Raw genomic sequence first — 26,800 nt, 5'->3', positions numbered from 1 at the left:
GAATGCCTCAAGGGACGCTCCGCGTCCAGTGACGCGGAGCGTCACGGACTGCATTCCCACGCGGAGAGTGGGAACGAACATCGGATAAGGTCAGGAATCCAGTTGCGCCAGGTACTCCCACGGGTAAATCCCGCGCTGATGGCCATCGCTGAATACCAGTTGCACGCCATACCCCTGCGGATTGACCTCGATCAGGCGCACGCGATCATCAATCAGCGGCGTGACGCCGCGCAGGCGAAATGCGCGGCATTGCGAGCACGGGCACTGCCGGCGCAGATCGGCATGCTTGAGCAGCGATTCGCGCCCGTCCGGCCAGCTCAGGCGCAACGTGCGTGCACTCTGCGAGTTGCCCACCGCCAGCGGATTCATTGCAATTGACTCAGAGCGATGCGCACGGCTTTGCGCACTTCCGGGTCGCCGTCGTCCTGCGCCGCCTGTAACGCGGCCACGGCGCCGCGATCGTTCAATTCACCGAGGGTCAGCGCGGCTTCCTTGCGCAGATTGCTGATGCGGTGGCCGAGGGTGTCGATCAATGCTTCCAGCGCCGGGACGAAGCGCAAGCGGCCAAGGCTGCGAGTGGCGCGCAGGCGCACTTGCCAGTAATCATCGCTCAGCGCTTCGACCAAGGCCGGGCCGGCGTCGCTGTGGCCAACCTTGCCCAGCGTGGTCGCAGCTTCTTCGCGCACTTGCCAGGCAGGGTCGCGCAAAGCCTGGCGCAACGCCGGCAATACTTCGGTGCCACTGGCCAGACCGAGCGCACCCGTCGCGGCGCGGCGCACTTCGGTGTCCGGGTCGTCGCTGGCCAGGCGCGCCAGGGCTGGCAGCGCGTCGAGCTGTTTGAGCCAGCCGAGCACACCGACCGCTTCGCGACGGACATTGGCATCGGTGTCCTCCAGCGCTGCGACGGCAGCCGGCGCGGCCTCGGCGAAGCGCAATTCGCGTAACGCCCGAAAGGCGGCGATGCGCACACTGACCTCGGCATGCGCGGTCCACGGCAGAATCACCCGCCCCGCCGCCGCAGTCTTGAGCAGGCTCAGACTTTGCGCCGCCGCCGATTGCACCGCGAGCGCCGGATCCGTCAGTGCTTCGCACAAGGCTTGCACGACCGCCTCATCCTCCCACGCTTCGAGCAATCGTGCGGCTTCAGCGCGGACGTCCTCGGCGGGATCCTGCCGGAGTCGATCAACCAGCCAGAGCAAACCATCCGGTTCCTCCAGATCGGCCAGATCAATCAGGGCAATGCGCCGCACGCCAGCGTCTTCAGCCGTCAGGCGCGGTTGCAGGGCGAGGATGTCTTCGTTGTCGGTCACAGCAAAAATAGAGGTCATAGGGCAAATCGCGGCAAAGGGTTTTCAGGAGGCAGGCCGAGCGGGTTGAGGCGCGGCAGCGGTCGGTCGTTGTCGTGGCGCAGCAGGTCGAGGCAATGGCGTTTCAGTCGAGCGAACTCGGGGCTGGTCACCAGCTCACTGGTACGCGGGCGTGGAAAGTCCAGACGCAGGTCTTCGATGATTCGCCCTGGTCGCGCGCTCATTACCAGCAAGCGATCGGCTAGAAACAGCGCCTCGTCGATGTCATGGGTGACGAAAACCACCGTGGTGCGGATGCGCGTCCAGATGTCCAGCAGCAGTTCCTGCATGTTCAAGCGGGTCAGCGCATCCAGCGCGCCAAACGGCTCGTCCATCAGCAACAGGCGCGGGCGATTGACCAGCACCCGGGCAATCTCCACCCGTTGCTGCATGCCTCCGGAGAGTTGATCCGGCCAGCGCTCGGCAAAGCCTTCGAGGCCGACCAGTTTGAGGATGTCGTCAGCGGCGCGACGGCGCTCAGTCTTGCCGACGCCGCGCATCTTCAGGCCGAAGGCGACGTTGTCGCGCACCGTGCGCCACGGGAACAGCGTGTGGTGCTGAAACACCATGCCGCGCTGCGACGACGGGCCGGCTACCGCGCTGCCGTCGACTTTCAAGCTGCCGGTACCCCCATTCAAGTGTCCGGCCAGGGCGCCAAGCAAGGTCGACTTGCCGCAACCGGACGGGCCGAGAATGCATACGAACTGGCCGGGTTCGATCTGGCAATCGAGACCCTGCACCGCTTCGAAGGCTTCGCGGCCCTGGCCGAGGACGATGGACAACTGGCGAATGTCGATCCGCCCTTCCGGGGTTTGCATCACGCTCATCAGGCTTTGCCTCGCGGTCGATGCCAAGGCGTGAACAAGCCGCCCAGGCGTTTGATCAGCCAACTGCTGCCCATGCCCAACACGCCGATCAGGAGCATGCCGACGACAATGTCGGCGTAGTTCTGAATGGTGTAGGACTCCCAGGTGTAGTAACCGATACCGAACTGCCCGGAGATCATTTCCGCCGTCACCAGGCAGAACCACGAAGTGCCCATGCCGATCGCCAGGCCGGTAATGATGCTCGGCGCAGCGCCCGGCAGGATTACTTCCAGCAGAATCGCCCGGCGCCCTGCTCCGAGGCTTTTTGCCGAGGCGATCAGGCGTGGATCGACGCCTTCGACGCCGTGCACGGTGTTGAGCAGGATCGGGAACAGCGCGCCGGTGAAGGTGATAAAGACCATCGACAATTCCGAGGATGGAAACATCAGGATCGCCAGCGGAATCCACGCCACGGCGGGGATCGGGCGCAGGACCTCCAGTGGTGGCAGCAGAATGTCTTCGGCCCATTTCGACCGGCCGATGGCCAGGCCCAGGGCGATGCCGATGATCAGTGCCGCTAGGTAGCCGGCGAAAACGCGGCCGAGGCTGCTGCTCAGGTGCTGCCAGAGTTTGCCCGAGTCGCCCAGGCCCAGCGCGGCTTCGATGACCGCCAAGGGAGTTGGCACATTGGCGAAGGTGACCAGGCCGAGGTTCCAGTGGTGGCTGGCGGCGAGCTGCCAGAAGAGCAGGCAGAGCAGCAGTGAGGCGGCTCTTGATGTCCAGCGCAAGGGTGTTTTCATAGTCCGGTTTCCAGTTCGGGTTCTCTGTGATGGCTGAGATTTACCCCCTCACCCCAGCCCTCTCCCCCAGGGGGGCGAGGGGGAAAGGGAGCCGATTGGCGTGCTTTTCACGACCTGAGTTCGACTCGGTACTTCACGTCGGCGTATCTCTCACCAACAACTGGGTCAGTCCCCTCTCCCTCCGGGAGAGGGTTAGGGTGAGGGGCTTTTGGTCTTCAGCGCGCGGCAACGGCTTGCGCAGTGGCATCGCTAAAGTCGAACACCTTGCCACCCTGCGCCGCAGCGTATTGCCGGGCCTGGCCCTTGAGCAGAAATGCGCTGAGGCCGCCCTTGGCGTCGCTGGCAAACCACGCCTGTTCAGCGAGCAACTTGATCCCGCTGTCACTGGCCTGCGCATACACCGCGCGAATGTTCTTGCCCTCCTGCTTCAACCCTGCCAACGCGGTGAACGCCGCTTCAGCCGAGCCATAACGGCGGACTTTTTCCTCGCCACGCACCCAGATTTCCGCGACATGGCTGACGTCGGTGATGGCTTTGCCCGTCGCCGCATCCACACCCGGCAATGGCGTCTGCGCGTAGTTGGCCAGTTGCGCGGTGTAATCGAGGTTCGAAGCCTTGAACGCGGCGCGAATGTACTGGTCGTCGATGAAGCTGTTCAGGTCGAGCCCGCGATCGGCTTTCTTCAGCAGCTTCAGGGTATCGATGGCAGTACCCACAGCCTGGCGATATTCAGGCTTCCAGCTCAGGTCGCGGGTCTGCACGCCCAACGGGCCATGGAACAGGTAGTTGACCTCGGCATCGACCCCGGTGACCTTGGCGATCAGTTCGCTGTACTTCTCCGGTTCGGCGGCGAGCAGTTGGTTGGCTTCGATGCTCGCACGCAGATAGGCGACGACGATTTCCGGGTACTTTTTGGCGTAGGCCTGATCGACCAGTGCGCCATGGAAAGTCGGCGCGTTGGCCTGAGCGCCGTCGTAGATCTTGCGGGCGAAACCACGGCTCGGGAACAGCTCGGCGAAAGGCACAAAGTCGGCGTGAGCGTCGATCTTGCCGGCCTGCAATGCCGAGCCGGCGACTTCCGGTGGCTGGGCGATGATGTTGACATCCTTGAGCGGGTCCCAGCCCTGCTCTGCCACGGCGCGCAGCAACATGCCGTGAGCCGTCGAGGCGAACGGCACCGAAATGGTCTTGCCCTTGAGTTCGCTGAGGCTTTGCACCGACGAAGCGCTCGGCACGACGATGCCGTTGCCGCTGCCCTTGATGCTGCCCGACAGCACGCTGATGAACAGGCTGTGCTTGCCCGCCGTTTCGAACGCCACACCGTTGAACGCACCGGGGAAATCGGCCATGGCACCGAAATCGAGTTTGCCGGCGACCATCTCGTTGGTCAGCGGCGCGCCACTGGTGAAATTCTTCCACTGCACGTCGTATTTCGCATCTTTGTAGGCGCCATCGTGGGGCAGGTATTTTTCCAGCAGACCGAGTTCACGGATCAACAGGCCGCCGGCGGCGCAGTTGATGGTGGTGTCCTGGGTGCCGATGGCGATGCGGATGGTTTCGGCGGAGGCCGACAAGGTGAATGAAGCCAGTACCAGACCGGCGAGTGCTGCACGCAACATGAGTGTTTCCCCTCGAATCATTGGTTTGAAGTTCGTCTCCGCCGCGATCGGGGCGCGGTGGGAAACGAGGGGTTTTCGGTGAATCGAGCGTCCGGGGTTTCCGGGTAGCTTTTAGGTTGTCCCGGCGAGCCTCATCGCTGGCAAGCCAGCTCCCACAGGGATCTGTAGTGGAACAAAATTTCGCACACGCTAGAGAAGCCTGTGGGAGCTGGCTTGCCAGCGATGGCGTCCGACCTGTCACCGCAGGAGATAGGGGATGTCGACCTTCACCGCCCCCGTCGGGCAATCCTTCTCGCACGGCATGCAGTACCAGCATTCATCGAACGCCATGTAGGCCTTTTGCGTGGCCGGGTTGATCGCCAGCAGGTCCATCGGGCAGACGTCGACGCACACGGTGCAGCCCTTTTCGGCGATGCATTTGTCCTCGTCGACCGTGACCGGCGCGTTGGAGCGGAAGAAGATTTCCTGAGCTTGATAAGCCATGGTTCGGACTCTCTTTTCAGTGATGCATCAAGCGGCGAAGGCGCCGACCCGCAGGCGGTCGTAAGCCTGCATTTCCTCGGCGTCGAGCGGGATGATGTAAGGCTCGACGGCTTTCTTGAAACTGGTCATCTTGCCGTCCTCGCCCTTCTTCAGATGACAATGGCAGAACCACTCGGCGTCGTTGCGTTGCGGATGATCGACGCGATAGTGGTACAGGCCCCAGCGGCTTTCGGCGCGGAACAACGACGCGCGGGCGGCCATTTCGGCACAGTCGCGGATCACGCTGGTTTCCATCGCTCGCATCAGTTCGTGAGCGTTGTTGGCTTTCATCTGCTCGAGATCGCGCTCGATGTCGCTGAAGCGTTGCAGGCCGATCTGCATCTTCTTGGTCACTTTCGGCGGTTGCAGGTAGTCGTTGACGAAGCGCCGCAGTTTGTATTCGACCTGCGCCGGCGGCAGACCGTCCTGGCGATCGAGCGGCGCGTAGACCCGGGCTTTCTCCTTGGCGATCTGCTCGCTGTCCAGTGCGGAAAACTCGCGACCGGCGACAAATTCCGCGGCGTTGTGCCCGGCGAACCAGCCGTAAGTGAACGCGCCGAGCATGTAATTGTGCGGCACCGCAGCCATGTCGCCGGCCGAGTACAAGCCCTTGACCGACGTCTCGGCTCGCTCGTTGACCCACACACCGGACGCCGAGTGGCCGCTGCAAAAACCGATTTCCGAAATGTGCATTTCGACCATCTGCGTGCGGTAGTCGGTGCCACGGTTGGCGTGGAACTGGCCACGGCTCGGGCGCTCGTTGCTGTGCAGGATTTCCTCGATGTTCTGGATGGTTTCCTCGGCCAGGTGATCGAGTTTGAGGAACACCGGGCCGTTGCCGCTTTCCAGTTCCTGGTGAAATTCCCACATCATCTGCCCGCTCCAGTAGTCGCACTCGATGAAGCGTTCACCCTTGTTGTTGGCGGTGTAGCCACCCAGCGGGCCGGTGACGTAGGCGCAGGCCGGACCGTTGTAGTCCTTGATCAGCGGGTTGATCTGAAAGCACTCAAGATTGGCCAGTTCGGCGCCTGCGTGATAGGCCATCGCGTAGCCGTCACCGGCATTGGTCGGGTTTTCGTAAGTGCCCATCAGGTAGCCCGACGACGGCAGACCGAGGCGCCCGGCCGCGCCGCAGGCGAGAATCACCGCTTTCGCCTTGATCACATGGAAGTCGGCGGTGCGGCAATCGAAGCCCATCACTCCGTTGACCGCGCCCTCCTCGTCGGTCAGCAAACGCGTGCAGACCAGGCGATTGGTGATGCTCACCCGCGCACGTTTCAACTGCCGATACAGGACTTTCTTGATGTCGTGCCCTTCCGGCATCGGCAGCACATAGGCGCCCATGTGGTGAACCTTTTTCACCGCGTAGTCACCGGTTTCGTCCTTCTCGAACTTCACGCCCCAGCGGTCGAGTTGTTCGATGGTTTCAAAACTGTGCGTCGCATACGCGTAGACCGCCGCCTGATTGACGATGCCGTCGTTGGCGATGGTGATTTCCTTGGTGTACTGCTCTGGCGTGGAATGCCCCGGGATGATCGCGTTGTTCAGGCCGTCCATGCCCATGCTGATCGCGCCGCTGCGCTTGACGTTGGCCTTGTCGACCAGCAACACGCGCAAATCGCGGTTCTTCTCCTTGGCCTTGATCGCCGCCATCGGCCCGGCCGTACCGCCGCCAATCACGACGATGTCGTATTCCTGTTCTAGAACGTTGCGGGTCATGCCTGCTCCCCTTTTTGCCGGTCGATCCGCAGGCGGTACTGGAACGCATCGCCACGGTAATAAAGGTGTTCAAAATCCAGCGGCTGGCCCTGGGCGTCATGGGTCAGGCGCTCGATGCGCATGATCGGCGAGCCTGCTTCGACGTTGAGCGCCTGGGTCAGATCGCTGTCGGCCAGCACTGCGTCGATGGCCAGATCGGCGTGGCCGAGGGCGATGCCGCAGTCGTTTTCGAGGATCAAAAAGATGTCGCGGGTGACCAGATCAGCCTTTTCCAATCGCTCGCCGACGGCTTTGGGCAGGTAAGTGATTTCCAGCGAGATCGGCTCGCGGTTGATCAGGCGCACGCGTTTGATCTGCGCGACGATTTCACCCTCGGTCACCTGCAGACGCTCGGCGACACGCTTGTCGGCCGGAATGAATTTGAAACTGCGCAGGCGGTTGATCACCTCGTAGCCGCGCCCGGTCATCGACTCGGCGAGGCCTTGCAGGCTGCCGACGTTCTGAAAGGTTTTCGGCTTGGCGACAAAGGTGCCCTTGCCATGGATCTTGAAGATCAGGCCTTCCTTTTGCAGATCACCGAGTGCCTGGCGCACGGTGATGCGGCTGACTTTGAACAGCGCACCGAGTTCGCTTTCGGAAGGCATCTGACTGTCTTGCGGGTATTCACCGTCGAGAATCCGCGCACGCAGAACGTCGCGCAGTTGGGTGTGCAGCGGAACGCTACTGAGGGAGAGAACGTTATCGGTCATCGTCGGATCACTTGTTATAACGAGTTATGACGTGATCTTAGAGAGGTTATGACGAGGTTGAGAAATATTGTTTGGGCATAACCTTAGATGCGCGTTGCGCCGGGAGACCTGTGGGACACCTGTGGGAGCGAGCCTGCTCGCGAAAGCATTCTGTCAGACAATACCTCCGTGACTGACACACCGCTTTCGCGAGCAGGCTCGCTCCCACAGGGGATCGTGAGCTATTCAGCGTTTGAGTATCCGGTCCATGACCCAATCGGTCTTGATGGCTTGCTCGGCCACGGCGGGATGCTGTGAATCACCCCGAATATGCGCATTCATCCCCAGCACGTGGTGCCACTGGATATGCTCGTGATGGGCAATCTCCAGGCTGAGCTGCTCCTCGGCAAAGAGCTGTACCGGATGCTCGTCGAACACCGAAAACCCGATCCGCCCTTGGCTGCCGATAATCTCGACGCGATCCTCGCGCCGATCCGCAACAAAGTTCCAGCAGCCCATGCCCAGCGCTCCGGAAGCGAACCGCCAAGTGGCGCTGACCGCATCTTCCGCCGCGTACAGACCCGCCTGACGCGCGGTGAAACCGGCGACTTCAACGATGTCGCCAAGCAGATACTGGAACAGGTCCAGGCCATGGCTGGCCAAATCGGCAAAGTATCCGCCGCCGGCCACCGCCGGATCGGTGCGCCAATTATCGCGCCCCTCAAGATCAGCCGGCGACGGCGCTTTGGTCAGTGTCCAGCTCAGATGGCGGACATCACCGATGCGCCCCTCCTCCAGCCAATGCCGCACCTGAGCGAAGCGCGGCAGCGAGCGGCGGTAATAGGAGACGAACAAGTGCAGACCGGCAGCGGCGAACGCTTGCTGCATCTCGCGGCTTTGCCCGGCATTGAGCGCCATGGGCTTTTCCACGCAGCAATGCTTGCCGGCGGCGGCGACTTTCAGGCTGTAGGCGTGGTGGCTGTCGGGTGGTGTGGCGATGTACACCGCGTCGACTTCGGGATCGTTGATCAGCGCATCGACATCGGTATAGACGCGGCTGATACCGTGGCGCGAAGCGTAATCGGTGACGGCTTCGAGGCGTCGGCCCATCACCGCGACCAGTGCCGAACCGGGCGCCTTGTAAAAGGCCGGTCCGCTCTTGCGTTCAGCGACACTGCCGCAACCGATCATGCCCCAGCGCACCACGTTCATAGGCAGTCCTCAGCCGATGCGCAGCGCGCGCAGATCAAGGCGTCCGTCCTTGAGCGGCGGGCACCAGTAGTAGCCGCCGGTGATCGGCCGACTGATCTGGTACAAGCCATCGGCAATACCGTCCTCCAGGCCGCTCATGCGCCGCAGCTGTGCTTCGAAAGCATCCAGCGAAAAGCCGAAGGCGAGGAACATCAAACCGGCACGATCGCCTTCAATCCATGGCATCGAGCGGCGCACGACGAACGCTTCCGGCGCGAAGCTCTCTTGCGCGGTGCGTTTGACGTGGGCGGAGATCGGCGCGTCGTCGATTTCTTCGTTATCGCTCAAGCGCCGTCCCATGATGTCGTCCTTGGCGCCGGCAGACAGGCGATGAAAACCCTTGAGGTCGTGCTGCCACTGCTGGATCGCGGCGAAGCTGCCACCGACCAGTCCGTCTGCGCCGGAGCTCAGCAGCGCGGCGGCGACAGCGGCGTCATCGTGGGGGTTTTCCGTGCCGTCCTCATAACCGGTGAGGTCGTGGCCGTCCATGTGGCGGAAGGCTTCCTGCATCTCGACCAGACGCAAGGCCGGGGCCAGCGCGGCTTCGATAGCGTTGCAGCGGTTGAGCAGTTCACCACGGTCGACACCGTGCAACCAGATCCAAAGGGCATGCTGGGTCGACGGGTTGTTCACGCCGACGCCGGTCAGCGCCGGGAAGCTGCGCAGGCCAGCGATTTCGACATTCAGCGCCTTGGTCAATGACTCACCAAAGCCAACCACCGCCGACTTGCCATCCACCAGCATCAGCAGGCTGTCGATCGCTTGCGGCAAGGCTTCAACCGACGCCAGGGCGAAAAACAGATGACGTGCTTGCGCAGGAACAGGGGTAGCGAGAATGCCCGGCTGGTAGTAACTCATGTGAACTCCTTGAAAAAGTGAGCGGAGTTTACCTGTAGCCGGATGGTTTGTGTGGGTTGGTGAGAGCGTCGTCGTTCAGCGTTCGACGCCTTCGATCAAGGCCTTCAAAGCCAGCGCATCGGCCGTGGCAGCACCGCTGGCGGTATTGTCGAAGATGCACCAGATGTCTTTGCCTTCAGCCTTCGCGCTCTGCAGGTTCTGAGCAAGCTGCTGCAAATAAGCCGCGTCATAACCGCTGTGATAAATCCGTGGCGAACCATGCAGGCGCCAATACTGCAAGCCTTGCCAGCCGCCCGGCGCGGTGTCGGTGCTGATCCGCGAGGGATCGACCACTGCCTGGGCAATCTGCAGCTCCACCAGCATGGCCTCAGCGCCAGTCCACGATTCGTGTCGTGGTTCCAGCACCACACTGCCCTTGAACCGCTCGCGCAGGGCATGAAAAAACGCCTCGGCCACCGGCGCATCGAAGGCAAGTTTGGGTGGCAGTTGCACCAGCAGGCAACCGAGTCGATCTCCCAAGCCCTGGCATTGCCCGAGAAACTCATCGAGCGCGGCCGCGCTGTCCGCCAGCCGCTGTTCATGGGTGATGAGCTTCGGCACTTTCACGGCGAAGCGAAAGTCCGGCGCTACCGAGTCGGCCCAGCGTTCGTAGGTCTGACGCCGATGCGGACGATAGAACGAGCTGTTGATTTCCACACAGTTGAAGCGCGCGGCGTAGCGTTGCAGGTGCGTGCCCTCGGCGGGGAATGCCGGCCAGTGCTCGCGCCCGAGACTCCAGCCGGCGCAACCGATGAATATCGCTGGTTCGTTCAAGCGCGCACCGTCATTTCTTGCCCGGCAACACGGCGCCCAGCACCTGCTTGGCGGTCTGCACGATCACCCCGGCTTCGTCCGGATCGCCCTTGAGCAGGGTCGTGGCGAATTTCTTCGCTTGCTCAAGCTTGATGTGCGGTGGCAGCGGCGGCACGTTCGGGTCGGTCTTGAACTCGATCAGCACCGGCACTTCCGAGGCGAGTGCCTGTTCCCACGCAGCGGCGACCTCTTCTTCACGGTCAACGAAAATGCCCTTGAGGCCAATGGAGATCGCGAACAGGTGATACGGCACGTCCGGAATGCTTTGCGACGCTTCGAACTTGGGATCGCCCTCCATCACCCGCTGCTCCCAGGTGACCTGGTTGAGGTCTTCGTTGTTGAACACCGCGCAGATCCATTTCGGGCTCTGCCATTGCCGCCAGTATTTGGCGACAGTGATCAGCTCGGCCATGTTGTTCATCTGCATCGCGCCGTCGCCGACCAGGGCAATGACCGGGCGTTCCGGGAAGGCGAACTTGGCCGCGATCGCATAGGGCACCGCCGCGCCCATCGAGGCCAGGCCACCGGAAAGTGAGCATTTCATGCCGCGACGGATTTTCAGGTCGCGGGCGAACCAGTTGGCGCAAGAGCCAGAGTCGCTGGTGATAATCGCCTGCTCGGGCAAACGCGGCGACAACTCGTAGACCACTCGTTGCGGGTTGACCGGATCGGCTTTGGCCATGGCGCGTTTTTCCAGAGTTTTCTCCCAACTCCCGCGCCAGCCTTCGATCTTCTTGCGCCATTTGTTCGAGGTCTTTTGTTCCAGCAGCGGCAGCAACGCGGCGAGGGTTTCCGCTGAATCACCGACCAGATTGACCTCCATCGGATAACGCAGGCTGAGCATGTCCGGCTGCAAGTCGATCTGCACCCCGCGCGCCTGGCCTTCCTTGGGCAGAAACTCGGAATACGGGAAGCCCGAACCGATCATCAGCAAGGTGTCGCACTCGCTCATCAGCTTGTAGCTGGGCTCGGTGCCGAGCAGGCCGATGCTGCCGGTGACCCACTGCAAATCGTCAGGTAACACTGCTTTGCCCAACAGCGCTTTGGCGACACCGGCGCCGAGTTTCTCCGCCACGGCGATGACCAGATCGGTCGCCTCCAGCGCACCGGCACCGACCAGAATCGCGACTTTCTCGCCGCTGTTCAGTACCTCGGCGGCGCGTTGCAGATCGGCTGCATAAGGAACGACTTTCGGCTTGCTGTAGCCGACGCCGGAATGCGCGGTGCCATGGGCGCGCGCCGGTTGTTCGTAGGGCAGATCCTGCAAGTCATTGGGCAGAATCAACGCGGTGACGCGGCGCTCGCCGACCGCAGTGCGCACCGCGCGATCAAGCAGATGGCGCACTTGCGACGGCGCCGAAGCCTGCTGCACAAACGCACCGGCGACATCCTTGAACATCGACACCAGATCCAGCTCCTGCTGGTAGTGACTGCCCAGCGCCGTGCGCGCCTGCTGACCGACGATGGCCAGCACCGGCATGTGGTCCATGCGCGCATCGTAGAGGCCGGTGATCAGGTGCGAAGCGCCGGGGCCGGAGGTGGCGATGCAAACGCCCAGCTCGCCAGTGAACTTGGCGTGGGCCGAGGCCATGAACGCAGCCATTTCCTCGTGCCGTGCCTGAACGAATTCGATCTTGCCTTTGGCCCGGCTCATGGCGCCGAACACGCCGTTGATGCCATCCCCCGGATAACCAAAAATCCGCGTCACGCCCCATTCGCTGAGCCGCTCAACCAGAAAATCACCAACTGTCATCGTCATCTTGACCCTCGCCATTTACCGCTGCATGGACATGTAAGGGTCTGGACAGCCCGCTGCGCGATGAAGTTTCGCTGGATTTTCCGGGTATCAACTTCGGCGCCGTGTTTGCGCGGCAATGATTTTTTTGAGGCGCGCGCCCTGCTCTGTGGTCGATTGAGAAATGATCGAAGGAGGATGGGCCATGACTGAAGTACAAACCCTGCTGCTTCAACGTAATGACTGGGTGCCGAACAATCCGCGTCTGCCAGTGCTGATCTACCGCCGCGCGATTGCCGTTGAGGGCGACGACCCGGCGGCGCGCTTCGAGCAGACCTTCGGCGCCAATGGCTGGCCGGCGCAGTGGCGCTACGGAGTTTACGACTATCACCACTACCACACCGAAGGCCATGAAGTGCTTGGCGTGGCGGCCGGGCAGGCGCGGCTGATGTTGGGCGGGCCTGATGGGCAAGTCGTCGACGTCAGTGCCGGTGATGTGCTGTTGCTGCCCGCCGGGACCGGGCACTGCAATCTGGGCTCGAGTGCGGATTTTCTGGTGGTGGGTGCTTATCCGCCGGGGCAGCAGGCGGATATTTGCCGGGCCGCGCCGAGTGATGCGCAGTTGGCGCGGATTGCGGGGCTGGCGTTTCCTGAGACAGATCCGGTGCAGGGAGTCGGGGGTGCGGTTGGGCAGTATTGGAGCCATTAGGCGCGGCGACACTGCCGACGCTTTCGCGAGCAGGCTCGCTCCCACGGGAGACTTGTGCCTGACTCCGAACCTGTGGGAGCTGGCTTGCCAGCGATTGCGGTGGGTCAGCCAATATTGATGCTGGATGTGCCGCCGTCATCGCTGGCAAGCCAGCTCCCACAAGGTAGTGTTCTCAATCCTTTCGAGATACGGTGTCTACCTGTTCTCTCCCAGCATCGACGAGGTCCGTTTCATGAGCAAAGCGTCTTACGTTCCGCCCAAGGTCTGGAAACACGAAGCCCCTTCCGGCGGCCACTTCGCCAGCATCAACCGGCCGATCGCCGGGCCGACCCACGATAAGGAACTGCCGGTCGGCAAGCATCCGCTGCAACTGTATTCGCTGGCCACGCCCAACGGTGTGAAAGTCACCATCATGCTCGAAGAGCTGCTTGCACTCGGGCACAGCGAGGCCGAATACGACGCGTGGCTGATCCGCATTGGCGAGGGCGATCAGTTCTCCAGCGGCTTTGTCGAAGTCAACCCGAACTCGAAAATCCCGGCGCTGCTGGATCGCAGCGTCGAGCCGCCGATCCGGGTGTTCGAGTCCGGTTCGATCCTGCTGTATCTCGCGGAAAAGTTCGGCGCCTTGCTGCCCAAGGATCCGGCCGGTCGCACCGAAACCCTCAACTGGCTGTTCTGGCAAATGGGCTCGGCGCCGTATCTGGGCGGCGGTTTCGGGCATTTCTACGCGTATGCGCCGGAGAAGCTCGAATACCCGATCAACCGCTTCACCATGGAAGCCAAACGGCAGCTGGATGTGCTCAACCGCCGTCTCGCCGACAACGCCTATCTGGCCGGCGACGATTACACCATCGCCGATATCGCCGTATGGCCCTGGTACGGGCAACTGGTGCGCAACAACGTTTACTCGGCGGCGGAATTTCTCGCGGCGCATGAATACACCCATGTGCAGCGCTGGGCCGAAGAAATCGCCAAGCGGCCAGCGGTAATCCGTGGGCAGCGAGTGAATCGCACCTGGGGTGATGAAGACAGTCAGGTGCCGGAGCGGCATGAGGCGAAGGATCTGGACTGATTTCAGAAAAAACGCATAACCCTGTGGGAGCGAGCCTGCTCGCGAAAGCGGAGTATCAGACAACGAACCCGTTGAATGACCCACCGCCTTCGCGAGCAGGTTCGCTTCCACATTTGCCTGCGAAAGCCATCAAATCCAATTGTGAAAAAATCATTAACTAACTGACTCGTACGGGTTTATTCCCCCGGAAACTTCCGACATACTAATGCGAATAATTCTTACATGCACTCGCATTAGTTTCGTTTGGGTAAATCTTGGGGAAGCAGATAGATGTCGTTTCACACCATTCACCGCCGCTCGAACCTTTCACCTAACCTCCTCGCAATCGCCATCGGCATGGCCAGCATCGCTCCTGCGTTGGCTGAAGAAACCGCAGCCACTGCGCCCGCCAATGGCCCGCTGGAACTGCAAGCGACCGAAATCGGCGCCACGCAGATGAGCAGCACCACCGAAGACACGCAGTCCTACACCACCGGCCCGATGCAGACCGCGACCAAGCTGTCGCTGACCATGCGCGAAACGCCGCAGGCGGTGACGGTGATCACTCGCCAGCGCATGGACGACCAGAACATGACCAGCGTCAACGACGTGGTGCGCGGCACGCCGGGGCTGTTCCTCAGCGAGGCCAGCGGCCCGGGGCGGCAGACTTACAAGGCGCGCGGTTTCGACATCGACAACATCATGTACGACGGCCTGCCCAGCTCGTATTCGCCGTACACCCTGGCGGTGCAACCGAACCTGGCGATGTTTGATCGGGTGGAAATCGTCCGTGGTGCGACCGGTCTGGTCACCGGTGCCGGCAACCCGTCGGCGGCGATCAACATGGTGCGCAAGCGTCCGACCGCCGATCAGCGCGTGACCCTCACCGGCGCCGCCGGCAGCTGGGATGACTACCGTGGCGAAGTCGACGCCTCCAGCCCGCTGAACGACAGCGGCACCCTGCGTGGCCGGGTGGTGACGTCGTATCAGGGCGCCGACAGTTTTCGCGACAAGGAAGAAAACGATCACGGCCTGTTCTACGCCATCGGTGAAGCCGACCTTAGCGACAGCACCACGGCGACCCTCGGTTTCTCCCGGCAGAACGATCAGACCAATTATTTCTGGGGCGGCCTGCCGATCGGCGAAGACGGCCACCACCTTGATCTGCCCCGCTCCACCTATCCCGGTACCGATTGGGAGAACCGCAAGCTGCAAGTCGACACCGTATTCGGTGAAGTCGAACACCGTTTCGACAACGACTGGAAACTGCACCTCGGTGGCTCGACGTCGACACTCGAGGGTGAATTCTCCGGCACGTACCTGTCGCGTTACGACGGCCCGCTGGAAACCACCGCCTACCAATCGCACCACACCGACAAGCAACGCGCCTTCGACGGTTTCGCCAGCGGCCCGTTCGAAGCGTTCGGCCGTACCCACGAGTTGGTAGTCGGCGCCAGCAATCGGGTGTACGACGCCACCACCAAGGAATACTCGCCCTACGACACCGGCCTGCCGATCGGCGCGCCCAAGCCTGACTTCGTGCGCAGTGGCAAATCGCGCAACGTAACCACTCAGGATGCGGTTTACCTGACCACGCGCTTGAGCCTGGCCGACCCGCTGACGCTGATCCTCGGCAGCCGCCTGGACTGGTATGACTACGACGATCGCAGTGCCGACGGTGACTTCAAGGTCACGCGCAACCTGACCCGTTACGCCGGCCTGATCTACAAACTCGATGACCATCACTCGGTCTACGCGAGCTACACCGACATCTTCACCCCGCAAACCCAGAAGGACCTGGGCGGCAAAGTGCTGGAGCCGATCGTCGGTGAAAACTACGAAGTCGGTATCAAGGGCGAATATTTCGACGGTGCGCTGAACGGCAGCGTGGCAGTGTTCCAGATGGACCAGACCAACCGCGCCACTCAGGCAGCGACCCAGCTAGGCTGCCCGGAACTGACCTGCTACGAAACCTCCGGCAAGGTTCGCGCCCAAGGCGTGGACATGGAACTGCAAGGTGCGCTGACCGAGCAATGGCAAGTCGGCGCCGGCTACACCTTCACCCGCGCCCACTACATCAAGGACGAAAACCCGGCCAACAATAACCAGAAATTCGACACCGACATGCCCGAGCACCTGTTCAAGGTCTCCACCGTGTATCGCTTCAAAGGCCCGCTGGAAAAACTGCGCGTGGGCGGCAACGTCTACTGGCAGAGCCGCATGTACAACGACATCGCTCTGGCCAACGGCGGCAGCTATCGCCTCGAACAGGGTGGCTACGCGGTCACCGACCTGATGGCCGGTTATGAGGTCAACAAGCACCTCGACTTGCAGGTCAACGCCAACAACATTTTCGACCGCAAGTACTATTCCTCCATCGGCACCGACGTGACCTGGGGCTCGACCGATAACTACGGCACCCCGCGCAGCTACATGATGACCGCCAAGTACAAGTTCTGAGGCGATAGCGCTCAGCAAGCACCACACAGGGCGCCGGGAGTTTTCCGGTGCCCTTTTTGCAGGTTCATTAGGCATGGCCGGCAATTACCGATAGTCTCTGGCGACACTTTCGCGAAGCACCGGCCATGCCCCAGACAGATTTCTCCTCCGACCTCCAGGCCATCGGCAGCATTGACGCTGTGCCGGTGATCCTGAGCATGGTCAAGCACATCACCGGTATGCGCTTCGCCGCCGTAGCGCGGGTCACCGAGAGCAAGTGGATCGCCTGCGCCGTGGATGATTCGATTGACTTCGGCCTGTTACCCGGCGGCGAACTGGTGCTCGAATCGACGATTTGTCATGAGATCCGCCAGCACCATCAGCCAGTGATCTTCGGCCATGCCAGCCAGCACCCGCTGTTCTCCACGCATCACACGCCGAAAACCTACGGCCTGGAAAGCTATATCTCCATTCCGATCATCAAGGCCGATGGCGAGTTTTTCGGCACGCTGTGCGCCATTGATTCGGTTCCGGCGAACCTCGATGACCCGGCCATCGAAAAGACCCTCACCCTCTTTGCCCAGCTGATTGCGATGAGCCTGGATACCCAAGGCCATTTGCACGCGACCAAAACCGCGCTGGCCGATGCCAACGAAATGGGCCGTCTGCGCGAGCAGTTCATTGCGGTACTGGGCCACGATTTGCGCACGCCACTCAGCGCCATTCGCATGAGTGCCGATCTGCTGGACAGCAAAGTCGAGGACAAGCGCTCGCGCACGCTGCTGTCGGCGATTCGCACCAGCTCGGTGCGCATGGGCGTGCTGATCGAAAACATCCTCGACTTCGCCCGGGGTCGGCTCGGCAGTGGCATCCCGGTGCAGCGCAAACTGGTCGATGACTTGCAGCAAACGCTGCGCCAGACCCTTGCAGAAATCCAGGTGGCGTACCCGCAGGCGAAGTTTATCGATTCGCTGGAGGTGCCGGCCGGGGTCTATTGCGACCCGCTGCGGATCAGCCAGTTGTTATCGAATCTGCTGGGCAACGCCGTGACCCACGGCTCCACCGCCGAACCGATCGTGCTCAAAGCCTTTGCCGAGGGCGACGAAGTCGTTATTTCGTTGACCAATCAGGGCACGCCAATCCCGCCTGCGCTGATGCCGCTGCTGTTCGAACCGTTTTCCCGTTCCGAAGCAGGCCAGCGTCATGAAGGGTTGGGACTGGGCTTGTACATCGCCGGGCAGATTGCCAATGCGCACAACGGCACCTTGAGCGTGACATCCGACCGTGAAACGGGCACCTGTTTTGTCGCGCGCTTCCCTGCCCGCTTCAAGTGGGTCTGAGCGCCGTTCTAAGTATTCAGTGGCGTCTGCGGCGTGTCGGGGTTGAGCTGGCGGCGGCGGAACTGCCCCGGTGGCTGGCCATGAATCTGGCGAAACCGCCGGGAAAAATAGGCCTCATCGGCGAACCCGCACAACCGCGCCACCTCGCCCACCGAGCGCGTACTGTTGAGGAGGAAGTTGCGCGCCGCGTGCATGCGCCGCTCCAGCACCAGCTCGGTGAAGGTCTTGCCGATCTCTTTGCGCAACCAGTGCGTCAGGTAGGTCGGTGACAGATAGGTCGCAGCGGCGACTTTGATCAGGTTGAGATCAGGATCGGCGATGTTCTTCCGCAAATACTCGAACATGCGGCTCAAGGCGTCGCGACGACTGTTCTCGGCAGCATTCTCTTCGGCCAGGCGCTTGAGCGGCTCGGCGTAGAGAAAACACACGCTGCCGATCATCTGCAGCAACAAGCCCTTGAGCATTTCCCGCGTGCCGAACTGACGGTTCTCATCGAGTGCGCGCATCTGTTCGATCAGGCCGCAGACCTGAGCGAAATCCTCATCGCCCAAAATGAAATCCAGATGTTCCTGAAAGCGGAACGGCGACAGCTCAGGCGCGAGCAGGATCGACACCTCTTCCAGATCCATCGGGTCGCATTGCAGATGCGGCAAGAGAAACGTCTGGGAAAAATTGATGACGATGAAATTGCTGTCTGCGGGATGCGGAATCACGTGCACGCGGTGCGGCAGGATGAACGCCAGAGTGTTGCGCGGGAATGGCCGCTGGACGCTGCCGATGTGCTGCACGGTGTCGCCACCGAGGTTGATCTGGATCTGGAAGTACTCGTGCCGGTGAGGCGCGGTTTCGGCGCGACGACCCTTTTTGTCGCGAATGTAGAAATCGGTCAATTCGCTGCGTTGCTGCATGACGTAAGTCGGGATACGGCTGGGTGAAGACATGGGCAGAAGGTCCTCCGGGCAGTGAGGTAGCGCCTGTCATCTTGCAGGGTTGGGCGGTGGGCGGCAATGAGTCATACGATGACGTTGGCTTTTTTGAAAGAAGCCTCGCGATGAGCCTGTCCAAAAACCGCATTGCTATAAAAATACGGATAGTCGTTATTTTTCAAATGCTTAAGATTTAAAACTGATCTTTATTATCAAGACAAATCGTATTTATTTTTTTGGACAGGTTCGCCAAAGCCACTTTTTTCAAGAAAAAACGTTCTAACCCATCGGTTGATTTAGAACCGTTGTACGACCAGTGTAATGACCAACGCAGCCCAACCTCTTTCAAAAACAATCAAAGGTGCGCACGTCATGATCCTGCTATTTCCCCTCGCCGCCCCGCCCGACCTCCCCTTGAAATCAATCGCACAAAGACGTTCCTGAACGTCTGAAAGCCGCGCTGCAACCCGTTCGATTGCCTTGCCCCACACGTTGCGGGCAACGGCATCGGCTGCTCGAAAAATCTCGACTCTTCTAACAATAACGAGGTCTCCGCATGTCCAACTCCCATTCTTCCAGTGCCACGGTGCCGCCGGTGATTGCCGGTGCACGCGATGCCGTTACGGCGCAGCGCCTGCCTACGCGGCGGCGCTGGTTCATGCTGTCGCTGCTGCTGATCGCGACGATCATCAATTACATCGACCGGGTGAACATCTCGATCGCCGCGCCATTCATGGCCAAGGACCTGGGCCTGGACAAGATCGAGATGGGCCTGATCTTTTCCGCGTTCGCCTGGACCTATGCCTTGGCGCTGGTGCCGGCCGGCTTCATTGCCGATCGGTTTGGCTCGCGCTTCACCTACGGCGTTTCGCTGATCAGCTGGTCGACCGTCACCGTCTGCCAGGGCTTCGCCACAGGATTTGCTTCGCTGTTCGGCCTGCGCCTGGCGGTCGGCGCCATGGAAGCCCCGGCTTTTCCGGCCAACAGCCGCGCAGTGACGGTGTGGTTTCCGGCGCGGGAACGCGGGATGGCCAGCAGCATTTACGTGTGCGGCCAGTACCTCGGCACGGCGCTGTTCACCGGCGCGCTGTTATGGCTGGCGACCACTTTTGACTGGCGCCACGTGTTCTACAGCACCGGCGCACTCGGCATCGTCTTCGGTGTGCTGTGGCTGTACCTGTATCGCGATCCGCTGAACTGCAAGAAAGTCAGCCAGGAAGAATTGAAGTACATCGAAACCGGCGGCGGTCTGGTCAAGAGCAGCCAGGAGCGCACCCGCTTCAACTGGCGGCAGATTGCCGAGCTGTTCAGCTATCGGCAGATCTGGGCGATCTGCATCGGCAAATTCGCCAGCACCTCGGCGCTGTACTTCTTCCTTACCTGGTTCCCGACCTACCTGATCGAAGAACGCAAACTGACCATGATCAAGGCCGGGATCTTCGCCGTGCTGCCCTTCGTCGGTGCCACGGTGGGGATTCTGCTGGCCGGCATCGTTTCCGACCTGCTGATCCGTCGCGGCTACTCGATGTCGTTTGCGCGCAAGTTGCCGCTGGTGGTCGGTTCGATGCTGGGCATGTCGATCGTGCTGGTCAATTTCACCGACTCCAACCTGATCTGCATCGCCGTGCTGACCATCGCGTTCTTCGCCCAGGGCATCGCGTCCTCGTCGTGGGCGGCGGTATCGGAAGTCGCGCCGAAAGAGCTGATCGGCCTCACCGGCGGCATTACCAGCCTGGCGGCGAACATCGGCGGCATCGTCACGCCGATCGTGATCGGCGCCATCGTCCACGCCACCGGCACCTTCGCCTATGCCTTCTGGTTTATTGGCGGCGTCGCGCTGATCGGCACCCTCTCCTATTCGTTACTGCTCGGACGCCTGTATCGCATCGAGCTGAAGGTGCGCTGAGGCAAGAACCCGGATTTGTCCAAACGCAGGCGGCTTTCGTCCAACTTCGCCGACGCCAGCCGCCGTACGCTGCCCTTTCAAACAGGATGACCCGCAGGATGAACATGACCGAATACGTCTTTACCCCGGATCTGCCGGTGACCTTGCCGGTACTCGGCACCGAGCAGCGCTTCCCCGTTGGCCGGGTGTTCTGTGTCGGCCGCAACTACCCATGGCCGGACACTCAAGGCCAGTCGCGCCAGCCGCCAGTGTTTTTCATGAAACCGGCAAGTTGCGTGGTCGATGCCGTCGGCGACGTCGCCTTCCCCTCAGTGTGCGAGGACTTCGTTCACGAAATCGAACTGGTCGTAGCCATCGGTGAAGGCGGCGCGAATATCCCTGAAGATCAGGCTCTGGCCTACGTGTGGGGCTACGCCGCCGGCCTCGACCTGACCCGCCGCGATGTGCAACGCGCAGCCAAGAGCAACGGCTTGCCGTGGGAAGGCGCCAAGGTGTTCGACGGCGCCGCGCCGATGACTGCCGTCGTCCCGGTGAGCCGCAGCGGCCATCCCGAGGGCGAGTTGTGGCTGAACGTCAACGGCGAAGAACGCCAGCGCGACAATCTCGACAGCCAGATCTGGTCGGTCAGTGAAGTAATCGCGCGCATCTCGCAATCCGTGGCCCTGCGCGCCGGCGACCTGATCATGACCGGCAGCCCCGCCGGCGTCGACAGCCTGCAACCGGGCGACGTGATCAGCGCTGGCATAGACGGCATTGGCCACCTGGAAATGCGCGTCGGCCCACGGCCCTGATTCCAGCGGATTGAGAAAAAAGGAGAACAACAATATGACGACCTCTTTGAAAGTTGCGCTGGTCACCGGCGCCGGCAGTGGCATCGGCCGCGCTGTGGCGCTGGGCCTGATGGCCGACGGCTTCACCCTCGTGCTCGCCGGTCGCCGGCCCGAGCCCTTGCAAGCGCTGGCCGAACTGGCGCTGAGCCAGGGTCACCAAGCACTGGCGGTACCCACCGACGTGCGTGATCCGGCCAGTGTCGACGTGCTGTTCGCGACCATTGCCGAGGTCTACGGGCGCCTCGATGTGGTCTTCAACAACGCCGGCGTCAACGCCCCCGCCGTGCCGCTGGACGAGCTGACCTTCGAGCAGTGGCGCAACGTGATCGACACCAACCTCAACGGTGTCTTTCTCTGCGCTCGCGGCGCGTTTGGGCTGATGCGCAAACAACAGCCGCAGGGCGGACGAATCATCAACAACGGCTCGATTTCCGCACACACACCGCGCCCGTTCAGCAGCGCCTACACCGCGAGCAAACACGCCGTGCTCGGCCTGACCAAATCCCTGGCGCTGGACGGCCGCGAATTCAACATCGTCTGTAGCCAGATCGACATCGGCAATGCCCTGACGGAAATGTCGGTGCGCATGACCAAAGGCGTACGCCAGGCCAACGGCAGCATCGCCGTCGAACCGATGGTCGACGTCAAACACGTCGCCGACGCGGTGCGCTACATCGCCGGCCTGCCGCTGTCAGCCAACGTCCTGAACATGACCGTCATGGCCAGCGCCATGCCGTTTGCCGGCCGCGGTTGAGCCGGCCTTTTTATTGCGTAATGAGGTAGCCATGAAGCCAGAAATCCTGCAACTGAGCCCGATCCTGATCCCGGAAATCAACGCGCGTCTGGACCAACTGTTCACCGTACGCCGCTACTTCCAGCAAGCGGACAAACCCGCCTACGTAAAGGAACACGGCGCCAGCATTCGCGGCGTCATCACCGGCGGTCACACCGGCATCAGCCAGGCGCTGATGGCGCAACTGCCGAACCTGGAAGTCGTCGCGGTCAACGGCGTCGGCACCGACGCCGTCGACCTGGCCTACGCCCGCGACCGCGGCATCCGCGTCACCGCCACCATCGGCGCCCTCACCGAAGACGTCGCCGACCTCGCCATCGGCCTGCTCATCTCGGTCTGTCGCGGCCTGTGCACCAGCGACCGCTACGTACGCTCCGGCCAATGGCCACAAAGCCCGACCCCACTCGCCCCGCTGCCCTTGGCCCGACAAGTCTCCGGCATGCGCATCGGCATCGTCGGCATGGGCCGCGTCGGCCGCGCCATCGCCACCCGCGCCGCCGCCTTCGGCTGCCCGATCAGCTACACCGACCTGCAACCGATGAGCGACGTCCCTCACACCTTCGTCGCCGATCTCAAACAACTGGCCCGCGACAGCGACGCCCTGATCCTCGCCGCCGCGGCGGACAAGGGAGAAGCGATCATCGACGCGCCAGTGCTGCAAGCGCTGGGCAAGGACGGTTATCTGGTCAACGTCGCCCGGGGCAAACTGGTGAATGAGGCCGATCTGGTGGCCGCGCTTTCGGCTGGTGAAATTGCCGGGGCTGGACTGGATGTGTTTGTCGATGAACCGAATGTGCCTGAAACGTTGTTTGCTAATGAACAAGTGGTGCTGCAACCGCATCGGGCCAGCGCAACATTGCAGACTCGCACGCGGATGGGGGAAATGGTCGTGGCGAGTCTGGTTGATACGTTTGCGGGGAAAGTGCCGGTTGGGTGTGTGACCGGGTGAATGGTTGTTTGGGATAGGCTGCAGATTGCGTTGAGTCAGTGAAATCCAGCCCCCTCACCCCAGCCCTCTCCCCCCAGGGGGCGAGGGGGAAAGGGAGCCGATCTTCGTTGAATCCAAGAACGAGCTCGACGCAGAGTCTCAGGTCGGCGCATCTTCACCAAACACCTCGACCAAGTCCCCTCTCCCTCTGGGAGAGGGTTAGGGTGAGGGCCGTCCCTGGAGAAACCGGATCGCAAGACAAAAGAACACTCCCCAATCATCATCGTGTTGCCTGATACACAGCCATCGCGAGCAGGCTCACTCCTGCAGTTTTGATCGGATGCATGCAGTGAGGAAACGGTCGGCTGTCAGGCCGCCTTCGCGAGCAGGCTCGCTCCCACAGAAAAGCAAAAGCAAACCAAGCAGGCCGTCCCGCCACCCAACACGATGAGCGTTAGCTCGAGAAAGCTTTTGATCCTGGAGCCCGTCGGCAGGCTGAGTGGAGGGATTGATCCGGGGGTGGGAGCGCAGCGACCGTCTGGCGCAGCCAGACACAGCGGAAGGAGGTGCAGCGGAGCAAACCGTAGCCGCTGCGCCCGGATCGATCCCGGAGCGAAGGAACCCCGAGCCCCAGCGAGCGGGCCGAACGTCAGGGCGAAGACCTTTTGGTTCCTTTTGGGGCGTTTGCCAAAAGGGACTCGCCGTAAGGGCGAAACCGCCAGCCGCAACACCCAAAAAAACGGATATTCACCCAAAACCCCCAAAGCATGGTCGGCCCAAAGGCCGCCAAGACCCAAAAAAAACCCCACAACCGAAAACCAGTGTGGGGCCAAAAAATTGGTTGGTTGCGGCCAACCAAAGGAGCTCTGTCAAAACCCGTCAAGCGCTCAGATCAAATGCAATCCTGAGCCGCCCGCTCAAAACTCGAAGGCAACAAATTCGACGCCAGCAAATGCCGCTCATAAATGAACACCTTGCCGCCCTTCCCCGCCTTGTACGCCTCCAGCACGTTATCCGCCGAGACCTTGCTCGGCACCACAATCCGATAACTGCGCTGACTCTGCGAAACCGTCGGATTCAACGCACTGCCCTGCAACTTCGGCACTACGCAATCGGCGTACTGCGCCGGCGTCTTGCTGGTCTGCAAGGTCAGGGTCGGATCGTTCGGCGCCGAAGCGCAACCGGCGAGCAACAGGGAAACAAAAGCCATGGCTGGCACGAATAGAGGACGCATCTGGGTAATCCTGAAAATAAAGGTTCGGTTCAACCGGCAACGGTTCGACTTCACGGCGCCGCCGTTGCCATTTACGTTTTAAGAATCAGCTCGACGCCACCAAGGCCTTGAGCGACACATCGAATTGCTTCAGCGCATTGAGTTGCAGGTCACGCTGCTGATTGATCTGCGCGGCGATTTGCGGCGCCGCCTGGTTGTGCACCCAGACCGAAGGCAACTCTTGCTCGATCGCCCCCTCGGCCTTGCCGATGTACTGCAGATCGGCGTCGTAGAACCGTGCAGAGAAGCGCGCCTCGACCAAACTGTTGCGCTGAGTCAGCAAGCGGTTGAACGTGTCGAGCTTGACCACCACGTCCGGATGGGCCTGAACCAGCGCATCGAGGTTGTCGTAGACGGTCACCGAGACGAACTGCTGTTGCAGCGAACTCACCAGCCAGTCGAGGGCCAGTTCCGGGTCGGAGCTGCCGACAAAGGCGTCGCGGATTCGCGAGTCCAGTGCGTCTTTCGCACCGTTCAGCGCCATGTCGTGGTAGCGCTCCAGGTATTGCAGGTTCTGCAACGTGTTTTCGCTCAACAACACACCCACGGTCTGCGTGTGCTGCAACGCCGAGGCGCTGGCGGCGATGGGTTGCAGGTGACACGACCGGGCGTCGTCTGCGTAAGCAGGTGCAGTAACCACCCCGCCCATCAGCAGGGCGATCATTGCCAGTCGAGTCAGAATGTTCATCGCGCAATTTCCTTGAGCTGCGTCTTCGATGGAGGCGATTTTCCGCCGATCGCCGGCAAAGCAGAACTTGCGTTTCTTGATGGTCACTATTACTTCCAGCAATAGTTGCGCGTCGCGCAGACTGATGCACACTGAGCACATTCAAGAAAAATGATGAGGGTCTCGCCTTGAGAACGTTTGATCTGATCCGTGACGCCGTGCTGCCTGAATATCGCGATCGCGTAGCCGAATACCTGATGCAGTACGAAAGCATCCTGCTGGACAAAAACAGCCGCGATGCGCAACTGATCCGCGACACTGCCCATCAACTGCGCGGTTACCTGCGTGGGCTCAACACCACGCGGGTGCTGGGCATGGCCTATTGGGAAGAGCTCGATCGCCGCGTGGTAAACACCTGGCTAAGCCCGCAAGAGTGACCGCTGGAGCGCCAGTGGTCTGCCCGGCAACACGCCCCCTGCGAAAAACCTGACCAAACGCTTACAATCGCAGGCCTATTGCCATACAGACAGGCCTGCCCGGAAATGCCGCTCGACCCGCCAACGATGCTGACCATCACGATCGCCCTCGCAGCCGCTGCCGCGCTGTACCTGGCGGTCGAGTGGCGCAGCATCCGTGAGCCTTCGCTACTGTTCTGGAGCGCCGGTTTCGCCACCATCACCATCGGTTCCACCCTCGCGCTGCTGCGCAGCAGCGGTTTTCTGCTGCTGGGCATCTGGTTCGCCAACGGCCTGCTGGTGACCGCGCACTTCTTCTTCCTCCTCGGCGTGGCGCGCTTCACCCAGACCCGACTGTCGCCGGCGTGGTACCTGATTTTCGCGACGTGGCTGATCATGTTGATGATGCCGGACGGCCCGCTGTGGTCCAAGGCCATGCTGGTGGCCAACTCGCTGCTGGTGGCGATCCCGACACTCAAGGCCAGTTCGCTGCTGCGCCCGCACGGCAAGTCGTTGAGCGTTGGCGCGGTGCAATTGCGCTATGTGCTGCTCGGCCACGGCATCTTTTATGTGGCCAAGGCCCTGACCGTGGTGATCCCCGGCACGCTGATCGATCTGGCGGCGTTTCGCGGCGAGATCATTCAGATCTCGCTGGTCGAAGGCGCGATGGCGATCATGTTGATCGCCCTGTCGATGACCGGCACCGAGCGTTATCGCCGGGAAAAACAGATTGCCCGCCTCGCCGAGCGCGATCCGCTCACGGCCCTCTACAACCGCCGCGCCCTGGAAAAACGCACGCCTCGCCTGCTGGCCGGCGTATCCGCGCAAAGACCGGGTGCGTTGCTGTTGATCGATATCGACAACTTCAAACTGGTCAACGACCAGTACGGGCATATTGCCGGTGATCGCTTGCTGATCGCCTTGAGCGAGATGATCCGCGCCCAGCTGCCGCCCCATGCGTTGACGGCGCGGCTGGGTGGCGATGAGTTTCTGATGCTGCTCAACAACGCCTCAGCCGAAGCTATCCTTGAACTGGGCAATGCCTTGCGCGAACAGTTTCTGGCCCTCGCGTCGCACACCTATCCCACGTCCGCTGCGGTGACTTTAAGCATCGGCGCCACCCTGTTCGACAAACCGCCGGCCAGTCTGGCGGCGCTGATCGAACTTGGCGACGCCGCGCTCTATGAGTCCAAACGCGGCGGCCGCAACCGCTTGCGCCTGTCCGGCCTCGCCACTCCAGGATGAAA

The 26,800-nt window shown here is 61.6% G+C and carries 25 protein-coding genes; 10 read left to right on the top strand and 15 right to left on the bottom strand.

Annotation, left to right across the window (positions count from 1 at the left end):
- Positions 1 to 90: 90 nt before the first annotated feature.
- The 12 genes from HU724_RS12755 to HU724_RS12700 form a co-directional block, all read right to left on the bottom strand.
- Positions 91 to 369, bottom strand: a complete 279-nt coding sequence (locus tag HU724_RS12755; RefSeq protein WP_186569795.1) for a DUF971 domain-containing protein — start codon at positions 367 to 369, stop codon at positions 91 to 93.
- Positions 366 to 1,328: a HEAT repeat domain-containing protein gene (locus HU724_RS12750; RefSeq protein ID WP_186569796.1), complete on the bottom strand. Its 963-nt coding sequence runs from the start codon at positions 1,326 to 1,328 to the stop codon at positions 366 to 368. The genes HU724_RS12755 and HU724_RS12750 overlap by 4 nt, the downstream gene beginning before the upstream one ends.
- On the bottom strand, positions 1,325 to 2,173 hold the full coding sequence (locus HU724_RS12745) for an ABC transporter ATP-binding protein (protein ID WP_186569797.1): 849 nt from the start codon (positions 2,171 to 2,173) through the stop codon (positions 1,325 to 1,327). Before HU724_RS12745 ends, HU724_RS12750 begins: the two co-directional genes overlap by 4 nt.
- Positions 2,173 to 2,952 carry an ABC transporter permease gene (locus tag HU724_RS12740; RefSeq protein WP_186569798.1) on the bottom strand — a complete coding sequence of 260 codons (780 nt, stop codon included), beginning with the start codon at positions 2,950 to 2,952 and terminating at the stop codon, positions 2,173 to 2,175. Before HU724_RS12740 ends, HU724_RS12745 begins: the two co-directional genes overlap by 1 nt.
- Before the next feature lie 215 nt (positions 2,953 to 3,167).
- Positions 3,168 to 4,592, bottom strand: coding sequence for an ABC transporter substrate-binding protein (locus tag HU724_RS12735; RefSeq protein WP_186569799.1), 1,425 nt, complete (start codon positions 4,590 to 4,592; stop codon positions 3,168 to 3,170).
- Positions 4,593 to 4,808: 216 nt separating this feature from the next.
- Entirely contained in the window at positions 4,809 to 5,054 is a 246-nt protein-coding gene (locus tag HU724_RS12730; RefSeq protein WP_003225615.1) for a 4Fe-4S dicluster domain-containing protein, read from the bottom strand.
- A gap of 27 nt (positions 5,055 to 5,081) precedes the next feature.
- The gene (locus HU724_RS12725) at positions 5,082 to 6,812 is read right to left on the bottom strand and encodes a fumarate reductase/succinate dehydrogenase flavoprotein subunit (protein WP_186569800.1); all 1,731 of its coding nucleotides are present in this window, start codon (positions 6,810 to 6,812) and stop codon (positions 5,082 to 5,084) included.
- Positions 6,809 to 7,561 carry a GntR family transcriptional regulator gene (locus HU724_RS12720; protein WP_186569801.1) on the bottom strand — a complete coding sequence of 251 codons (753 nt, stop codon included), beginning with the start codon at positions 7,559 to 7,561 and terminating at the stop codon, positions 6,809 to 6,811. Before HU724_RS12720 ends, HU724_RS12725 begins: the two co-directional genes overlap by 4 nt.
- A gap of 225 nt (positions 7,562 to 7,786) precedes the next feature.
- Positions 7,787 to 8,752, bottom strand: a complete 966-nt coding sequence (locus HU724_RS12715) for a Gfo/Idh/MocA family protein (RefSeq protein ID WP_186569802.1) — start codon at positions 8,750 to 8,752, stop codon at positions 7,787 to 7,789.
- 9 nt (positions 8,753 to 8,761) lie between these two features.
- Entirely contained in the window at positions 8,762 to 9,649 is an 888-nt protein-coding gene (locus tag HU724_RS12710; protein WP_071172020.1) for a Dyp-type peroxidase, read from the bottom strand.
- Between the two features lie 75 nt (positions 9,650 to 9,724).
- Positions 9,725 to 10,462, bottom strand: a complete 738-nt coding sequence (locus HU724_RS12705; RefSeq protein ID WP_186569803.1) for a DUF72 domain-containing protein — start codon at positions 10,460 to 10,462, stop codon at positions 9,725 to 9,727.
- A gap of 10 nt (positions 10,463 to 10,472) precedes the next feature.
- Positions 10,473 to 12,260 carry a thiamine pyrophosphate-requiring protein gene (locus tag HU724_RS12700; RefSeq protein ID WP_186569804.1) on the bottom strand — a complete coding sequence of 596 codons (1,788 nt, stop codon included), beginning with the start codon at positions 12,258 to 12,260 and terminating at the stop codon, positions 10,473 to 10,475.
- Positions 12,261 to 12,441: 181 nt separating this feature from the next.
- On the opposite strand from HU724_RS12700, the gene HU724_RS12695 reads away from it, so the two are divergent.
- From HU724_RS12695 to HU724_RS12680, 4 genes are all read left to right on the top strand, one after another.
- Complete coding sequence (locus HU724_RS12695) at positions 12,442 to 12,945, top strand: cupin (protein ID WP_186569805.1); 504 nt, start codon at positions 12,442 to 12,444, stop codon at positions 12,943 to 12,945.
- Positions 12,946 to 13,177: 232 nt separating this feature from the next.
- The gene (gene yghU, locus HU724_RS12690; protein WP_186569806.1) at positions 13,178 to 14,017 is read left to right on the top strand and encodes a glutathione-dependent disulfide-bond oxidoreductase; all 840 of its coding nucleotides are present in this window, start codon (positions 13,178 to 13,180) and stop codon (positions 14,015 to 14,017) included.
- A gap of 270 nt (positions 14,018 to 14,287) precedes the next feature.
- Positions 14,288 to 16,456: a TonB-dependent siderophore receptor gene (locus HU724_RS12685; protein ID WP_186569807.1), complete on the top strand. Its 2,169-nt coding sequence runs from the start codon at positions 14,288 to 14,290 to the stop codon at positions 16,454 to 16,456.
- Positions 16,457 to 16,581: 125 nt separating this feature from the next.
- Complete coding sequence (locus tag HU724_RS12680) at positions 16,582 to 17,775, top strand: GAF domain-containing sensor histidine kinase (protein WP_225927685.1); 1,194 nt, start codon at positions 16,582 to 16,584, stop codon at positions 17,773 to 17,775.
- An 8-nt stretch (positions 17,776 to 17,783) separates the two neighbouring features.
- Here HU724_RS12680 and HU724_RS12675 read toward each other — a convergent pair whose 3' ends face one another.
- Positions 17,784 to 18,716: a helix-turn-helix transcriptional regulator gene (locus HU724_RS12675; protein WP_024012697.1), complete on the bottom strand. Its 933-nt coding sequence runs from the start codon at positions 18,714 to 18,716 to the stop codon at positions 17,784 to 17,786.
- A gap of 541 nt (positions 18,717 to 19,257) precedes the next feature.
- Between HU724_RS12675 and HU724_RS12670 the strand changes: the two genes are divergently transcribed.
- The 4 genes from HU724_RS12670 (at position 19,258) to HU724_RS12655 (ending at position 23,179) form a co-directional block, all read left to right on the top strand.
- On the top strand, positions 19,258 to 20,607 hold the full coding sequence (locus HU724_RS12670) for an MFS transporter (protein ID WP_122507058.1): 1,350 nt from the start codon (positions 19,258 to 19,260) through the stop codon (positions 20,605 to 20,607).
- Between the two features lie 98 nt (positions 20,608 to 20,705).
- A complete protein-coding gene (locus tag HU724_RS12665) occupies positions 20,706 to 21,398 on the top strand; it encodes a fumarylacetoacetate hydrolase family protein (RefSeq protein ID WP_186569808.1) in 693 nt (230 codons plus the stop codon).
- A gap of 34 nt (positions 21,399 to 21,432) precedes the next feature.
- Entirely contained in the window at positions 21,433 to 22,191 is a 759-nt protein-coding gene (locus tag HU724_RS12660; protein WP_186569809.1) for an SDR family oxidoreductase, read from the top strand.
- A 31-nt stretch (positions 22,192 to 22,222) separates the two neighbouring features.
- Positions 22,223 to 23,179 (top strand): 2-hydroxyacid dehydrogenase, encoded by a 957-nt coding sequence (locus HU724_RS12655; RefSeq protein ID WP_186569810.1) that lies wholly within the window; start codon positions 22,223 to 22,225, stop codon positions 23,177 to 23,179.
- Positions 23,180 to 24,050: 871 nt separating this feature from the next.
- Here the strand turns inward: HU724_RS12655 and HU724_RS12650 are convergent.
- Positions 24,051 to 24,392 carry a YajG family lipoprotein gene (locus HU724_RS12650; protein ID WP_137213401.1) on the bottom strand — a complete coding sequence of 114 codons (342 nt, stop codon included), beginning with the start codon at positions 24,390 to 24,392 and terminating at the stop codon, positions 24,051 to 24,053.
- A gap of 85 nt (positions 24,393 to 24,477) precedes the next feature.
- Complete coding sequence (locus HU724_RS12645) at positions 24,478 to 25,119, bottom strand: class II glutamine amidotransferase (protein WP_051600691.1); 642 nt, start codon at positions 25,117 to 25,119, stop codon at positions 24,478 to 24,480.
- 167 nt (positions 25,120 to 25,286) lie between these two features.
- On the opposite strand from HU724_RS12645, the gene HU724_RS12640 reads away from it, so the two are divergent.
- Both HU724_RS12640 and HU724_RS12635 read left to right on the top strand, forming a co-directional pair.
- Entirely contained in the window at positions 25,287 to 25,535 is a 249-nt protein-coding gene (locus HU724_RS12640) for a hypothetical protein (protein WP_186569811.1), read from the top strand.
- A gap of 105 nt (positions 25,536 to 25,640) precedes the next feature.
- Entirely contained in the window at positions 25,641 to 26,798 is a 1,158-nt protein-coding gene (locus HU724_RS12635; protein WP_016774431.1) for a GGDEF domain-containing protein, read from the top strand.
- The last annotated feature ends 2 nt before the right edge of the window (positions 26,799 to 26,800 follow it).

This window comes from Pseudomonas iranensis (assembly GCF_014268585.2).
GTDB lineage: Bacteria > Pseudomonadota > Gammaproteobacteria > Pseudomonadales > Pseudomonadaceae > Aquipseudomonas > Aquipseudomonas iranensis.
The sequence above is the reverse complement of the archived record's forward strand: the minus strand, read 5'-3'. Positions and strand labels throughout refer to the sequence as shown.